The sequence below is a fragment of the Umezawaea sp. Da 62-37 genome (assembly GCF_032460545.1).
Taxonomy (GTDB): Bacteria; Actinomycetota; Actinomycetes; order Mycobacteriales; family Pseudonocardiaceae; genus Umezawaea.
The window spans coordinates 8,286,814-8,300,957 of the sequence record NZ_CP135965.1; the positions used below are offsets into that span (position 1 = coordinate 8,286,814).

The window sequence follows — 14,144 nt, forward strand, 5'->3', positions numbered from 1 at the left end:
CACCTTGCCGATGACCTTGTTCACCCCGATCAAGCGGGAATTCCGATGGCCGTCGCGACCTGGCGCATCTGGTGGTCGAAGTAGGGCTCACGTGCTTCGACGACGTTGTCGAGCTGCCCGAAGAGCTCGAAGCTGACCGCGCCGAACAGCTGGATCCAGCCCATGCTGCCGCGGGCCAGCAGTTCTTCGGGGAGGTCGGGGGCGAGGCGGTCGCGGAGGCGGGCCATGTCGGCGCGGACCTCGATCGGCATGTCGTCGGTGGCGGGGTCGGTGATGGCGCCCGCGTGGAAGCCGTCCTCGAGGATGCGGACCAGGGTGGTGGCGGTTCTGGAGGCGGCGGCGATCGTGTCGTCCGGGGCCCGGTAGCCGGGGACGGGGCTGCCGAACAGCAGCGCGTACTCGGCCGGGGTGGTCAGGGCCCAGGTGCGGACGGCGCGGCAGGTCGCGAGCCAGCGGACGCGCAGGTCGGCGCGGTCGGTGACGGTGGCGTCGCCCGCCTCGGCCGCGGCGCCCAGCGCGTTGTACGCGTCGAGGATGAGGGCGGTCAGCAGGTCGTCGCGGCTCGCGAAGTAGCGGTACAGCGCGGACGACACCATGCCCATGTCCCTGGCCACGGCGCGCAGGGAGAGGTTCGCGCCGTCGGTCGCCAGGTGGCGGCGGGCGGACGCCTTGATCTCCTCGGTCATCTCGGCCCGGACGCGGGCGCGGAGGGAGCCTGCTGACATGACGAGAGTGTTGCACAAGTTCGAGAGCACTGTTCTCGGAAAGTGTGCTCTACTTGGAGAGCACTGCTCTTTCCCCGAGGAGGATCCCCATGTCGCTGCACGTGGTCGTCGGCTCCGGCCCCGTCGGTTCCACCACCGCCCTGCTGCTCGCCGCGCGCGGTGAGCGGGTCAGGGTGGTCAGCCGGAGCGGCGGCGGGCCCGATGATCCGAACGTCGAGCGCGTCGCCGCCAACGCCACGGACGCGGGCGTGCTCAGCGGGCTGGCCGAGGGTGCCGTCGCGCTCTACAACTGCGTCAACCCGGCCTACCACCGGTGGCTCACCGACTGGCCGCCGATCGCGTCCGCGCTGCTCACCGCCGCCGAGCGCTCCGGCGCGGTGTACGTGATGACGGGCAGCCTCTACGGGTACGGCCCGGTGGACGGTCCGATGACCGCCGCCACGCCGCTCGCCGCGACCCACCCGAAGCTGAAGCTGAAGGCGGACATGTGGCGCGACGCGCTCGCCGCGCACGAGGCGGGCCGGATCCGGGCGACCGAGGTCCGCGGCAGCGACTACGTCGAGGCCAACTCGATCTTCACCTTCGGTCTCGGCAAGCCGCTGCTCGCCGGGAGGAGGGCCTGGTCGCCCGCGCCGCTGGACGTGGAGCACAGCTGGACGTCGATCGCGGACGTCGCGGCGATGCTGACCACCGCCGCCACCGATGAACGGGCGTGGGGCAGGGCGTGGCCGGTGCCGACCGAGCCGCCCATGACGGTGCGCGAGATCGCGACCCGGTTCACCGCCGTCGCGGGTGTCGGCGCGCCGAAGCTGGGCAGGATCCCGAGCCCGGCCCTGCGCGCCATCGGCCTGTTCTCACCGATGGTGAAGGAGCTGCGCACCACCGCGTACCAGTTCGCCAGGCCGTTCGTCCTCGACTCGGCCGAGTCGACGGGCGTCTTCGGGCTCAAGCCGCGGCCGATCGACGACTCGCTGCGGGAGGCGGTCCGATCGTTGACGTAGGCCTATGGACGGCCTTGGGCGGCTTGGTCGATCATAACGGCGGCGCGTCTCCGTCGCCGTCCCGACCGAATGAGAGTGACGCCCGGATGACAATCGCGCTCGGTGAGCTCGGTGTCCACCTGCACTACCAGACCGCGACCCCTGAGCTGGCCGTGGAGATCGAGAAGGCGGGCTACGGCGCGATGTGGCTGATCGGCGCGCCGCCCGCCGACCTCGACGTCGTCGAGCAGGTGCTGGACGCGACCGAACGGCTGGTGGTCGCGACCTGCATAGTGAACATCTGGACGGCGCCCGCGAAGATCGTGGCCGAGTCCTGCCACCGCATCGCGGCGAAGCACCCGGACCGGTTCCTCCTCGGTCTCGGCGCGGGCCGTCGTGCCCCCGACTCCGGGTACATGCTGCCGTACGACGCGCACGTGGAGTACCTGGACGAACTGGCGGCCGCGGGTGTTCCCGCGGACCAGGTCGCGCTGGCCGTGCTCGGCCCGCGAGCGCTGCGGCTGGCGGCCGAGCGCACGGCGGGCGTGGCCGCCGTCCTGGTGACGCCCGCGCACGCCCAGCGGACGAGGCAGATCGTCGGCGAGGACGCGCTGGTGATGGTCGGCCAGCACGTCGTGCTGGACACCGACGCCGAACGCGCGCGGACCATCGGTCGCGCCGCCGTCGCGTTCCCGGCCCTGAACGTCCCCGAGATCGCCAACAACCTGCGGCGCGCCGGGTTCACCGTGGAGGACCTCACCGACCAGGGCAGCGACCGCCTGATCGACGCGCTCGTCCTGCACGGCGAGGTCGGCGCCATCGCGTCCGGTCTCGTCGAGCACCTCGACGCGGGCGCGGACCACGTCGGTGTCACGGTGCTCGGCGACGACGTGCTCGGTGGCCTCAGGGCGGTCGCGGGAGCTGTGGCGGAACTACGCCGCTGAGGTCGCCCCACGCCTGCTCGTGATCTTGCTACGTTGGGTTGATATGTCATCCCGACTCAACGGAAGCAGGCACTGGTGAAGATCGGTATCGGACTGCCCAACCAGGTTCGCGACGTCACCCCGACCGTTCTCCCGCGGTGGGCGGCGCGGGCCGAGGAGGCGGGCTTCTCGACCCTCGGCACGGTCGGGCGGATCGCCTACCCCGGCGTGCTGGACACCGTCGCGCTGGCCGCGGCGGCCGCCGTGACGAGCAGGATCGGGCTGTTCAGCAACGTCATGCTCGCCCCGGTGTGGCCGCCGGTGCTGCTGGCCAAGGAACTCGCGGGCATCGACGGGATCTCCGGCGGCAGGCTGACGCTCGGGGTGGGCATCGGCGGACGTGAGGACGACTTCGTCGTGGACGGCGCGGGCCCCCGCGGCCTGGGTAAACGCCTGGACCACGACCTCGGGGTCTACCGGTCGGTGTGGGGCGGCGAGCCCGTCGGCGGCGGCGCCAACCCGGCCGTGACGCCGGGCGCTCGGCAGATCCCGATGATGTTCGGCGGCTTCGCGCCCGCCGCGCTCGCCCGCATGGCCGAGTGGGGCGAGGGCTACATCGGCGCGTCGATGCCCGCGTCGATGGTGGCCCAGTCCTTCGACGGCGCCCGCGCCGCGTGGAAGGACGCGGGCCGCGCGGGCGAGCCGCGCCTGGTCGCGATCGCCTACTTCGCCCTCGGCGACACCGAGCAGGGCCGCCGCAACGTCGGCGACTACTACGGCAACCTCGGCGAGGAGATGGCAGGCGGCATCGCGGCCGGGCTCCACGGCACCGCGGAGGCCGTGCGGGAGGCCGTCCGCGCGTTCACGGAGATCGGCGCGGACGAGCTCATCTTCAACCCCGGCACCGACGACCTGGACGACGTCGCCCGGCTCGCCGAACTCGTTCTCTGACGTCGTCGCAGGTAGCCTGCTCGCGAGCGGCCGTGGGGAGCGCGGATCGGGTGGATGTAGAGAACCCGCCGCCCGCACCGTCCTACCCATGACGGCGCCGGGAACCGGCGCGGCGGACTACGAGGAGCCTGTGATGCCGAGGTTCATGCTGCTGATGAGCTACGCGAAGATCGAGGGTGTCGAACCGATCACCTCCTGGGCGCCCGGTGACATCAAGGCGCACATCGACTTCCAGCAGGCGCTGGGTCAGGAGCTGACCGACAAGGGCGAGCTCGTCGACGGCCAGGGCCTGGCCGGGCCCGACGCGGCCCGGATCGTCGTGTTCAAGGGGGCGGGCGCGCCGGTCGTGACCGACGGGCCGTTCCCCGAGTCCAAGGAGTTCCTGGCCGGGTACTGGGTCGTCGACGTGGAGTCCGCGGACCGCGCGCTGGAGATCGCCGCCCAGGCCTCCGCGGCGCCCGGCCAGAACGGCGTGCCGATCGGCCAGCCCATCGAGGTGCGCGAAGTGATGAGCGCGCCCAGCGCCGAGCAGTGACCACCGGCGTCGAGGACCTGCTGCGCGAACTCGCGCCGCAGGTCCTCGGCGTGCTGGTCCGCCGGTTCGGCGACTTCTCCGCGGCCGAGGACGCCGTGCAGGAGGCACTGCTCGCGGCCGCGCTGCACTGGCCGTCCGACGGGCTGCCGGACAACCCGCGCGGTTGGCTCCTGCAAGCCGCGCAACGCCGTCTCACCGACCAGTTCCGCAGCGACCAGGCCCGGCGACGACGTGAGGAAAGCGTTTTCTCGCTGGAGTCGCCGCCGGTCGACGTGGCCGACCGCGACGACACGCTCGTGCTGCTGTTCCTGTGCTGCCACCCCGCGCTCACGCCCGCGTCGGCGATCGCCTTGACGCTGCGCGCGGTCGGCGGCCTGACCACCGCGGAGATCGCGAACGCGTTCCTGGTGCCCGAGGCGACCATGGCGCAGCGCGTCAGCCGGGCCAAGCAGAAGGTCAAGGCGTCGGGAGTGCCGTTCGGGATGCCCGTGGGCGATGACCGCGCGGTTCGGCTGCGGTCCGTGCTGCGGGTGCTCTACCTGTTGTTCAACGAGGGGCACACCAGCAGCGCCGGACCCGAGCTGCACCGCGTCGAGCTGTCCGGGGAGGCGATCCGGTTGGCGCGGATCGCGCATGCGCTTCTGCCCGGTGAGGGGGAGGTCGCCGGGCTGTTGGCGTTGATGCTGCTCACGGACGCGCGGAGGCCTGCTCGGACCGGGGTCGACGGGGAGTTGATCCCGTTGGCTTCGCAGGATCGGCGGCTGTGGGATCGGGGGTTGATCGGTGAGGGTGTGGAGTTGGTGACTGGTGCGTTGTCGAGGGGGTTGGTGGGGGAGTACCTGCTCCAGGCGGCGATCGCGGCGGTGCACGACGAGGCGGAGTCGGTGGAGGAGACGGACTGGCCGGAGATCCTGGGGTTGTACGGGCTGTTGGAGCGGATGACCGGGAATCCGGTGGTGGCGTTGAACAGGGCCATCGCGGTGGCGATGGTGCACGGGCCCGAGGTGGGGTTGGAGTTGTTGGGGGCGTTGGATTCGCGGTTGGCGGGGCATTATCGGTTGGAGGCTGTGCGGGGGCATTTGCATGAGATGGCGGGGGATGTGGGGGCGGCGGTGGGGTGTTATCGGGAGGCGGCGGGGAGGACTGCGAGTGGGGTGGAGAGGAATTATCTGGTGATGAGGGCGGCTAGGTTGGGGGTTCGGTAGGGCGTTGGTCTGGTGGGGTCCGGCTTTTGGTGGGTTGTGGGTTGGCGTGGTGGAGTCTGGCTTCGGGTGTGTTGTGGGTTCACCGCCTGGCGTAGCCCGGCCCCCGGTGCGCGATTGTCTCAATGCCCTGCCCTAGTTTGTCAAGGCTGGAAAGATGCCTTGACAAACTAGGGCAGGGCAGGAGGGCGCTGTGTATCGGGGACAGGGGTAGGTCTGGCTCCGCCAGCATCAGGCTGCGCCTGACCAGGCATCAGGCTGCGCCTGACCAGGGCACCTCGCTGCGCGTCGGCCAGGCGGCGGGCGCTCCGCGCCGGATGCTGGTGGCCGGCTGCGCCGGTGGGTGTCCTGGGCTGTGTTTTTGGGTGAAGGGTTACAGCACGGCAGCTCTGCCGCTGGAGCGGTAGGTGGTGGGGTCGAAGCCGGCTTCGCGTAGGGCGTTTTCCAGGCCGCGCAGGGCTAGGCGGTCGGCGTGTTCGTTGCCTGGGTCGCCGGCGTGGCCCTTTACCCAGTGCCATTCGACCGTGTGACGGGCGACCGCTTTTTCCAGCAGTACCCAGAGGTCGGCGTTCTTGACGGGTTGTTTGGCGGCGGTGAGCCAGCCGTTCGCCTTCCACTTCGGCATCCATGCGGTGATGCCGTTGCGGACGTAGGTGCTGTCGGTGAACAGACGCACGGTCACGGGGCGTTTCAGGTGGTCCAGTGCGCGGGCCGGGGCGGTGAGTTCCATGCGGTTGTTGGTGGTTTCGGTCGCTTCGCCGCCGCACAGCTCCTTCTCGTACTTGCCGTAGCGCAGCACTGCGCCCCATCCGCCGGGGCCGGGGTTGGTCCAGCAGGCGCCGTCGGTGTAGATGTCCACGATCTGGTCCACGGCCGCAATCTACCGTCGTTTCCGCTAATCTCGGCGACAGGCCGAGAGGCGCTGCAACGGACGAGGTGTCCGCCACGCTCGGTCCGCACACCGGTCTGCAAGGGCGCCTCCACTAGTGGAGGCTGCCTGTGAGTGACCTGCGTGACCTGCTGGAACGTCGTATCGCGGTGCTTGACGGCGCGTGGGGCACGATGCTCCAGGGCGCGGGGCTGACCGAGGCCGACTACAAGGGTGACAGGTTCCTCGACCACACGCACGACGTGACAGGCGACCCCGATCTGCTGAACCTCACCCGTCCGGATGTCATCCTCGACGTGCACCGGCAGTACCTGGCCGCGGGTGCCGACATCACGACGACGAACACGTTCACGGCCACCAGCATCGGGCAGGCCGACTACGGGTTGCAGGGTCTGGTGCGGGACATGAACGTGCGCGGCGCCGAACTGGCCCGCCAGGCCGCCGACGAGTTCGACGGGCGGTTCGTGGCGGGGTCAATCGGGCCGCTGAACGTGACGCTGTCGCTCTCGCCGCGCGTGGAGGACCCGGCGTACCGGGCGGTGTCGTTCGACCAGGTCCGCGACACCTACGCGGAGCAGATCAGCGCGCTCGCCGAGGGCGGGGTCGACCTGCTGCTGATCGAGACGATCTTCGACACGCTCAACGCGAAGGCGGCGATCGCGGCGGCGCGCGAGGTCGCGCCGGACCTGCCGCTGTGGATCTCGGTGACGATCGTGGACCTGAGCGGTCGGACGCTGTCCGGGCAGACGGTCGAGGGGTTCTGGAGCGCGGTCCAGCACGCGAAACCGCTGGTGGTCGGGGTGAACTGCTCGCTGGGTGCCGAGCAGATGCGGCCGCACGTCGCCGAGTTGGCGCAGTTCGCGGACACCTACACCGCGTGCCACCCCAACGCGGGCCTGCCCAACGCGTTCGGCGGCTACGACGAGACGCCGGAGCAGACCGGTGTGCTGCTCGAGGAGTTCGCCAAGGCGGGCATGGTCAACATCGCCGGTGGCTGCTGCGGGACGACGCCCGCGCACATCAAGCGGATCGCGGAAGTCGTGTCCGGCGTGGCGCCGCGCGTGGTGCCCGAGCCGCCCGCGCGCACCCGGTTCAGCGGGCTGGAGCCGTTCTCGATCGGGGCGGACACCGGGTTCGTGATGATCGGCGAGCGCACCAACGTGACGGGCTCGGCGAAGTTCCGCCGCCTCATCGAGGGCGACAACCACCAGGCCGCCGTGGACGTGGCGCTGGAGCAGGTGCGCGGCGGGGCGAACCTGCTGGACGTCAACATGGACGCCGACCTGCTCGACAGCGAGCAGGCGATGACCACGTTCCTCAACCTGATCGCGACCGAGCCCGAGGTCGCGCGCATCCCCGTGATGATCGACAGCTCGCGGTGGTCCGTGCTCGAAGCGGGCCTGAAGTGCGTGCAGGGCAAGGGGGTCGTGAACTCCATCAGCCTCAAGGAGGGCGAGGGCCCGTTCCTGGAGCAGGCCCGGCGGATCCGCGACTACGGCGCGGGCGTGGTCGTGATGGCGTTCGACGAGAAGGGCCAAGCCGACACGACCGAGCGCAAGGTGTCGATCTGCGGCCGCGCCTACGACCTGCTCACCCAGCAGGCCGGGTTCCCGGCCGAGGACATCGTGTTCGACCCGAACGTGCTCGCGGTCGCGACCGGCATCGCCGAGCACAACGGCTACGCCAAGGCGTTCATCGACGCGCTGCCGCTGATCAAGGAGCGCTGTCCGGGCGTCCACATCAGCGGCGGCATCTCCAACCTGTCGTTCTCCTTCCGCGGCAACGACGTCGTGCGCGAGGCCATGCACTCGGCGTTCCTGTTCCACGCCGTGCAGGTGGGCCTGGACATGGGCATCGTCAACGCGGGCCAGCTCGCGGTGTACCAGGACATCCCGGCGGACCTGCTGGAACTGGTCGAGGACGTGCTGTTCGACCGGCGCGAGGACGCCACCGACCGGCTGGTGTCGTTCGCCGAGAACGTCCGCGGATCGGGCACCAAGCGCGTGCTCGACCTGGCGTGGCGCGAGGCTCCGGTGGAGGAGCGGCTGGCGCACGCCCTGGTGCACGGCATCGTCGACTTCATCGAGGCCGACACCGAGGAGGCGCGGCTGACGATGGACCGGCCGCTCCAGGTGATCGAGGGTCCGCTGATGGACGGCATGAAGATCGTCGGCGACCTGTTCGGCGCCGGGAAGATGTTCCTGCCGCAGGTGGTGAAGAGCGCGCGGGTGATGAAGCGCTCGGTCGCGTACCTGGAGCCGTTCATGGAGGCGGAGAAGGAGCTGGCGCGGCAGGAGGGCCGCGCGGAGGTCAGCCGCGGCCAGGGGAAGGTCGTGCTGGCCACGGTCAAGGGCGACGTGCACGACATCGGCAAGAACATCGTCGGCGTCGTGCTGGGGTGCAACAACTACGAGGTGATCGACCTCGGCGTGATGGTGCCCGCCTCCGTCATCCTGGACACCGCCGTGGCCGAGAACGCCGACGCCGTGGGCCTTTCCGGGCTGATCACGCCGTCGCTGGACGAGATGGTCACGGTCGCGAAGGAGATGGATCGGCGCGGGCTGAAGCTGCCGCTGCTGATCGGCGGCGCCACGACGTCGCGCCAGCACACCGCCGTCCGCATCGCGCCCGCCTACGAGCGGACGACCGTGCACGTCCTGGACGCCTCCCGCGTCGTCGGCGTCGTGTCCGACCTGCTCGACAGCGACCGCGCCGAAGCGCTGGCCGTGAGGAACCGCGAAGACCAGAAGCTGCTGCGCGAACAGCACGAGAACAAGCAGCGCAAGCCCATGCTGACCCTGGAACAGGCCCGCGCGAACCGCGAGGTGGTCGAGTTCGGCGAACTCCCGACCCCCGCGTTCACCGGCGTCCGGATCGTCGAACCGGACCTGGAGTCGTTGCGCGCCATGGTCGACTGGCAGTTCCTGTTCCTGGCGTGGGAGCTGAAGGGCAAGTACCCGGCGATCCTCGACCAGCCGGTGGCGCGCGAGCTGTTCGACGACGCGAACGCGCTGCTCGACCAGATCATCGCCGACGGCTCGTTCCAGGCCAAGGGCGCGTACGGCTACTGGCCCGCGCACTCCGAGGGCGACGACATCCTGCTGGACGACGGCCCCGGCTTCCCGATGCTGCGCCAGCAGACCCAGAAGCCGCTGAGCCGTCCGAACCGGTGCCTGGCCGATTACATCGCGCCCTCCGGTGATCACATCGGTGGGTTCGCCGTGGCGATTCACGGTGCGGAGGCGCTTGCGGCGCGGTACGAGGCCGAGCAGGACGACTACCGGGCGATCATGGTGAAGGCGTTGGCCGATCGGCTGGCTGAGGCGTTCGCGGAGTACATCCACCTGGAGGCTCGGCGGAATTGGTTCGAGCCTGATGCGGAACCTGAACTGGCCGATTTGCACGCGGAGCGGTTTCGGGGGATTCGACCTGCGTTGGGGTATCCGGCTTCGCCTGATCACAGTGAGAAGGTGACGTTGTTCGAGTTGCTCGACGCGGAGTCGTTGGGGATGGCGTTGACCACGTCGTTCGCGATGACGCCGGCGGCTAGTGTGAGTGGGTTGATCTTCGGGAGTGAGGCTTCGCGGTATTTCACGGTTGGCAGGCTTGGGCGGGATCAGATTGAGGATTATGCGGTGCGGCGGGGGATGTCGGTGGGGGAGGTTGAGCGGTGGTTGAGGCCGAATCTGGCGTACGAGCCTCGGTGATTTGTGGGTGGGTTGGGTTTTAGGGAAAGGGCGAAGCCCGGCCCCCGTGGCGCGATTGTCTCAATGCCGCACCCCCGTTTGTCAAGGCGGGAAAGATGCCTTGACAAACGGGGGTGCGGCAGGAGGGCGCTGTGTATCGGGGGCAGGGGTAGGTCTGGCTTCGCCAGCATCGGGCTACGCCCGACTCGGGCACCTCGCTGCGCGTCGGTAGGGCATCGGGCTACGCCCGACAGGGCACCTCGCTGCGCGTCGGTAGGGCATCTTGCTGCGCGTCGGTAGGGCATCGGGCTTTGCCCGACAGGGCACCTTGCTGCGCGTCGGTAGGGCATCAGGCTGCGCCTGACTTCGGTGACTGGGCCTGTCGGGATGGGCCGGTGGGCCCCGGTGTTATGGGGTGATGCCCTTGACGCCTTGCCATTCCCAGATCTTCGACTGGAGTGGTGTCAGTGCTGGCCAGTGGGTGCCGCCGGGGCGGGCGTTGACGCGGGAGGTGTAGGGGGCGGGGGTGTAGGTGGGGGCGAAGTAGCAGCCGGTGCCGTACTTGGTGTTGTTGGTGGGGCAGGTGGCGGCGATGGCGGTCGGGGTGGGTTTGCGGCCGGTGCGTTGCCAGGTGGCGAGTGCTTGTAGGGCGCTGGCGTATTCGGAGTCGCTGAGGGCGCTGTGTTCGGCCTCGGTGGTGAAGGTTTGCACGAGGTTCTGGTGCCAGGTGAGCGAAGCACGGTAGGCGGATTCGTGTTCGACGAAGGCGGTCGGGTCGTCGATGGCGTGCATGGTGAGCACGGGAACGGATACCGCGCCGGTGATGTCGCTGTCGTAGGACAGGTCGCGGTGTGCTGAGGGGTCGGCTTCGAAGCGTTCGACGCCGGCGTTGAGGGCGGTGTCGTCGTGGGAGCCGGAGTAGTGGACGCCCTTGTTGCTGAACGGGTTGCGGTCTCCGAGTCCGTTGTGGACGATGTCGCGGAAGGTGAACGTGGCGAAGTTCAGGTGGGACGCGAGGGCGCTTTCCCTGATCTTCGTGACGGCGAGGATGTCGTCGAGGTTGCGCTGCTGCAACGGGGTTCGGATCGTGGGGGACTGGAGGCCGGTGCACTCCTCCAGTCGGGCGCGCAGGCCGGTGGTGGTCATGGTGGAGTCGGCGCGCAGGCCCATCCACAGCGGGTACTGGGGTTCGGTGGGCCCGGGGTGGTTGCCGCAGTAGTACTGGTAGACCACGCGCAGGTCGACGCGGTAGTCGTAGCCGCGTGAGCCACCGGCGAGGACGCCGCTGGTGAGCAGGACGGCGTCGTAGGAGCGCGGGTAGATCTCGGCTGTCTTCGCGGCGACGTCGCCGCCCCACGACTGGCCGTGCAGGAATGTTTTGCGCGGCTGGCCGAAGCGGGCGATGACGAGCTTGCGCAGGTTTTCGGTGTCGGCGGCGGCCATGCGGGTGCCGTAGCCGCCGCGTCGGTAGGAGGACCCGGCCCAGGCGTAGCCCTCGCGGACCATGACGGACCAGCGGGTCAGGTCGTCGGTGGTGCGGGCGGGGGTCGGGGGGCCGAGGTCGGGGCCGCCGTGGGAGTGGACGACGAGCGACTTGTTCCACGCCTTGGGGATGGCGATCGTGTAGTAGGCGCCGTTGGTGTCCTGGCCGCCGTAGCACGTGGTGTCCGCGGGCAGCGCCGAAGGACAGGCGGTGACCTCGGGGGCGGTGGCCGCGGCGGCGGGGGAGGTGAAGCCCAGGGCGAGCGCGACGCCCAGCGATCCGGCCAGTACGGCTCTCACGGAGACCTCCTCTGACGGTGGGCGCCTCGTCGCGCCGCCGGGCCATGGTCGGCCCCCGCGGCGGGCGCGGTCCACGCCGACCGGGAAAACTTGGGCTGCGCCTGACGTCTACTCGTCGTCACCGCCGGGGTCGGCCGCCCCGGAGCGCTCGTCGCGTTCGGCCCACTCCAGCAGCGGGGCCAGGGAGAACGCGGTGTCGTCGATGCCCGCGTGCAGGTCGCCGAGCGAGGCGAACCGGGCGGGCACGGTGGCGATGGTGAAGTCGCGCGGGTCGACGTCGTCGACCTCGGCCCAGGTGATCGGGGTCGACACGGTGCCCTCGGGCACACCGCGCACGGAGTACGCGGCGGCGATGGTGTGGTCGCGGGCGTTCTGGTTGTAGTCGACGAACAGCTTCGCCGGGTCGCGGTCCTTGCGCCACCACGTGGTCGTCACGTCGTCGGGCGCGCGCCGCTCGACCTCGCGGGCGAACGCCAGCGCCGCCCGCCGCACGTCGGCGAACCCCCACTCGGGCTCGATCCGCACGTACACGTGCAGCCCGTTGCCCCCGGACGTCTTCGGCCAGCCGACCGCGCCCAGGTCGTCGAGCACCTCGTGCGCCACGTGCGCGACCCGGCGGACGACGTCGAAGTCGCAGTCCGGCATGGGATCCAGGTCGATCCGCCACTCGTCGGGCTTCTCGGTGTCCGCGCGGCGGGAGTTCCACGGGTGGAACTCCACGGCCGACATCTGCACCGACCAGACCACGTCCGCGAGGTGCGTGACGCACAGCTCGTCGGCGTGCCTGTGGTAGCGGGGGAACTCGACCCGCACCGTCCCGACCCACGGCGGCGCCCCACCGGGCAGCCGCTTCTGGTGCACCTTCTCGCCGCCGACGCCCGCCGGGTACCGGTGCGTCATGCACGGCCTCTCCCGCAGCGCGCGCACGATCCCGTCCCCGACGCCCAGGTAGTAGCGGGCCAGGTCGAGCTTGGTCTCACCGCGCGCCGGGAAGTACACGCGGTCCGGGTTGGAGATCCGCACGGTCCGGTCGCCGACTTCCAGTTCCACCGCCGGAGACCCGCTCTTGCCAGCCATGCGGCCAAACGTAACCCGGAATCAGCCGGTCAGCTCGTGGACCACCGCCAGCAGTGCGGCCAGAGCGCCGCCGAACGCGTGCCTGGTGGACGCGCCGTACCCGACGACCACGCCGCCCTCGCGGTGGGCGGGGCCCACCCAGAACCGGCTCAGGGGCTGGATGGCGAGGGAGTGCCGGGCGGCCGCGGCGGGGACGTGGGCCTCCGCGGCGAGCGGGAGCGGCAGCACCAGGTGCAGGCCCGCGGAGATGCCGCGCACCGGGAGGTCGCGGGGCAGGGCGGCGACGAGCCGGTCGCGGCGGGAGCGGTACTCGAGTCTGCACCGGCGGACGTGCCGGTCGTAGGCGCCCGACGAGATCAGGTCGGCGAGCACCAGCTGGTCGAGTGCCGAGGGGCGGGCGCCGCTGGACAGCAGCGCCTCGCTCACCGGGTCGACCAGCGCGCGGGGGAGGACCATCCAGGCCAGGCGCAGCGACGGCGCGAGCGTCTTGCTGGCGGTGCCCGTGTACACGACCTGCTCGGGCGCCAACGCCTGGAGCGCGCCGACCTGCTGGCGGTCGAACCGGAACTCGCCGTCGTAGTCGTCCTCGACGACGATCGCGCCGGAGCGCACCAGCGCGGTGCGCCGGGCGGGCGCCATCGTGACACCGAGCGGGGACTGGTGGGCGGGCGTGACGACGACCGCGGGACTGTCCAGTTCGGACACCCGCAGGCCGTCGTCGTCGACCGGGACGACGACCACGTGCTGGCCCGCCGCCGCCGCGATGTCGCGGAACATGTGGAACGAGGGGTCCTCGAACGCCATCCGGGTGCTGCCCAGGTCGCGCAGCGCCCGGCCGAGCAGGGCGACGGCCTGGGTGAAGCCCGCGCACACCACGATCCGCGCCGGATCCGCGCGCACGCCCCGGCTGCGCCCCAGGTAGATGGCGAGGGCTTCGCGCAGCGCGGGGGCACCGGCAGGGTCGCCGTAGCCGAACGTCTCGTTGGGCGTGCGCTGCACGACCCGCTTGGTCGCGGCCAGCCACGCCTCGCGCGGGAACAGCGACGGGTCGGGGCGGCCGGGCATCAGGTTCCACCGGGGTTCGCGGCCCGCGCTCGTGACGGGCGGCCCCGACCGGGGTTCGGCGCCCGCCGTCGCCACGCGGGTCGGCGCGCCCTGGCTGGTCGACAGGTAGCCCTCGGCGGTCAGGTCGGTGTACACCCTGGTCACGGTGCCGCGCGCGATGCCGAGGTCGTGCGCGAGGGCGCGGGTCGACGGCACGACGGCGCCGGGTCGCCACCGCCCGTCGCGGATGGCCGCGCGCACCGCGTCGGCCAACTCGGCCCGGCCGCCGCCGGGGGTCCAGTCGAGGTGCGCGTCGACGGAACTGGTCCACGAACGTGTCATGGAACTGG

Annotated in this window: 11 protein-coding genes and 1 riboswitch; of the genes, 6 read left to right on the forward strand and 5 right to left on the reverse strand. The window is 70.7% G+C overall.

Going from position 1 to position 14,144, the window contains the following annotated elements; genetic code table 11:
* Positions 1-29: 29 nt before the first annotated feature.
* The gene (locus tag RM788_RS38330) at positions 30-725 is read right to left on the reverse strand and encodes a TetR/AcrR family transcriptional regulator (protein ID WP_315924388.1); all 696 of its coding nucleotides are present in this window, start codon (positions 723-725) and stop codon (positions 30-32) included.
* 89 nt (positions 726-814) lie between these two features.
* On the opposite strand from RM788_RS38330, the gene RM788_RS38335 reads away from it, so the two are divergent.
* The 5 genes from RM788_RS38335 (at position 815) to RM788_RS38355 (ending at position 5,319) form a co-directional block, all read left to right on the forward strand.
* A complete protein-coding gene (locus RM788_RS38335; protein ID WP_315924390.1) occupies positions 815-1,726 on the forward strand; it encodes a Rossmann-fold NAD(P)-binding domain-containing protein in 912 nt (303 codons plus the stop codon).
* A gap of 86 nt (positions 1,727-1,812) precedes the next feature.
* Positions 1,813-2,649 carry a TIGR03620 family F420-dependent LLM class oxidoreductase gene (locus tag RM788_RS38340; protein WP_315924392.1) on the forward strand — a complete coding sequence of 279 codons (837 nt, stop codon included), beginning with the start codon at positions 1,813-1,815 and terminating at the stop codon, positions 2,647-2,649.
* 75 nt (positions 2,650-2,724) lie between these two features.
* The gene (locus RM788_RS38345) at positions 2,725-3,579 is read left to right on the forward strand and encodes an LLM class flavin-dependent oxidoreductase (RefSeq protein WP_315924394.1); all 855 of its coding nucleotides are present in this window, start codon (positions 2,725-2,727) and stop codon (positions 3,577-3,579) included.
* 88 nt (positions 3,580-3,667) lie between these two features.
* The gene (locus RM788_RS38350) at positions 3,668-4,114 is read left to right on the forward strand and encodes a YciI family protein (protein WP_315924396.1); all 447 of its coding nucleotides are present in this window, start codon (positions 3,668-3,670) and stop codon (positions 4,112-4,114) included.
* A complete protein-coding gene (locus tag RM788_RS38355; protein WP_315924398.1) occupies positions 4,111-5,319 on the forward strand; it encodes an RNA polymerase sigma factor in 1,209 nt (402 codons plus the stop codon). The genes RM788_RS38350 and RM788_RS38355 overlap by 4 nt, the downstream gene beginning before the upstream one ends.
* Before the next feature lie 370 nt (positions 5,320-5,689).
* Here the strand turns inward: RM788_RS38355 and rnhA are convergent, their stop codons facing one another.
* Entirely contained in the window at positions 5,690-6,187 is a 498-nt protein-coding gene (rnhA, locus tag RM788_RS38360) for a ribonuclease HI (RefSeq protein ID WP_315924400.1), read from the reverse strand.
* 37 nt (positions 6,188-6,224) lie between these two features.
* Positions 6,225-6,303, forward strand: a riboswitch (S-adenosyl-L-homocysteine riboswitch).
* Between the two features lie 21 nt (positions 6,304-6,324).
* Here rnhA and metH point away from each other — a divergent pair.
* The gene (gene metH, locus RM788_RS38365) at positions 6,325-9,912 is read left to right on the forward strand and encodes a methionine synthase (RefSeq protein ID WP_399345224.1); all 3,588 of its coding nucleotides are present in this window, start codon (positions 6,325-6,327) and stop codon (positions 9,910-9,912) included.
* A 387-nt stretch (positions 9,913-10,299) separates the two neighbouring features.
* Here metH and RM788_RS38370 read toward each other — a convergent pair whose 3' ends face one another.
* The 3 genes from RM788_RS38370 to RM788_RS38380 all read right to left on the reverse strand — a co-directional run bounded on the left by RM788_RS38370 (position 10,300) and on the right by RM788_RS38380 (position 14,136).
* Positions 10,300-11,673, reverse strand: coding sequence for an alpha/beta hydrolase family protein (locus RM788_RS38370; RefSeq protein WP_315924402.1), 1,374 nt, complete (start codon positions 11,671-11,673; stop codon positions 10,300-10,302).
* A 108-nt stretch (positions 11,674-11,781) separates the two neighbouring features.
* Positions 11,782-12,750 (reverse strand): non-homologous end-joining DNA ligase, encoded by a 969-nt coding sequence (gene ligD / locus RM788_RS38375; RefSeq protein ID WP_315924404.1) that lies wholly within the window; start codon positions 12,748-12,750, stop codon positions 11,782-11,784.
* A gap of 21 nt (positions 12,751-12,771) precedes the next feature.
* Positions 12,772-14,136, reverse strand: a complete 1,365-nt coding sequence (locus RM788_RS38380; protein ID WP_315924406.1) for a MocR-like pyridoxine biosynthesis transcription factor PdxR — start codon at positions 14,134-14,136, stop codon at positions 12,772-12,774.
* Between the last annotated feature and the right edge of the window lie 8 nt (positions 14,137-14,144).